Here is a 901-nt window from a genome sequence, read left to right as displayed (position 1 = left end):
AATCTAGTTATCGAGATAATAAGTTTCTTGATGAAATGACACGACAAAACTTAGAGTTGTTAGCAAATCGTAATCCAGCATATTACAAAATTTATGCGTTAGGTGAATTTGCTACACTAGACAAATTGGTTTTCCCTAAGTATGAAAAACGTTTAATAAATAAAGATGAGTTAAGACATTTACCTTCTTATTTTGGATTGGACTTTGGCTACGTTAATGATCCTAGTGCTTTTATACATTCTAAAATAGATGTAAAGAAAAAGAAGTTATACATCATTGAAGAGTATGTTAAACAAGGTATGCTGAATGATGAAATAGCTAATGTCATAAAGCAACTTGGTTATGCTAAAGAAGAAATTACAGCAGATAGTGCAGAACAAAAAAGTATAGCTGAATTAAGGAATCTAGGGCTTAAAAGGATTTTACCAACCAAAAAAGGGAAGGGCTCGGTTGTACAAGGGTTACAATTCTTAATGCAATTTGAAATCATTGTTGATGAACGTTGTTTCAAGACTATTGAAGAGTTTGACAACTACACATGGCAAAAGGACAAAGATACAGGTGAATATACCAATGAACCAGTAGATACATACAATCATTGTATCGATTCGTTGCGTTATTCAGTGGAACGATTCTACAGACCGGTTAGAAAACGCACAAATGTCAGTTCGAAAGTTGACACAATAAAATCTCTAGGATTATAGGAGGGAACAAATGTTAAAAGTAAACGAATTTGAAACAGATACAGATCTACGGGGAAACATAAATTACTTATTTAATGATGAAGCCAATGTTGTTTACACATATGACGGGACGGAATCCGATTTATTACAAAACGTTAATGAAGTAAGTAAATGCATTGAACATCACATGGATTACCAACGACCTAGATTGAAAGTGT

1 protein-coding gene and 1 pseudogene are annotated in these 901 nt (G+C 33.0%); both read left to right on the top strand.

From position 1 onward, the window contains the following. Window positions 1-704, top strand: a 704-nt coding sequence (locus FPQ13_RS13190) for a PBSX family phage terminase large subunit (RefSeq protein ID WP_144089745.1), incomplete at its 5' end; no start/stop codon positions are given. 10 nt (window positions 705-714) lie between these two features. Beyond that, window positions 715-901, top strand: a pseudogene (locus FPQ13_RS13185) (phage portal protein); the annotation flags it as partial.

The organism is Allobacillus salarius, assembly GCF_007559425.1.
Classification (GTDB): Bacteria; Bacillota; Bacilli; order Bacillales; family Alkalibacillaceae; genus Allobacillus; species Allobacillus salarius.
Note: the sequence above shows the minus strand (reverse complement) of the source record. Positions and strands in the feature narration are given on the sequence as shown.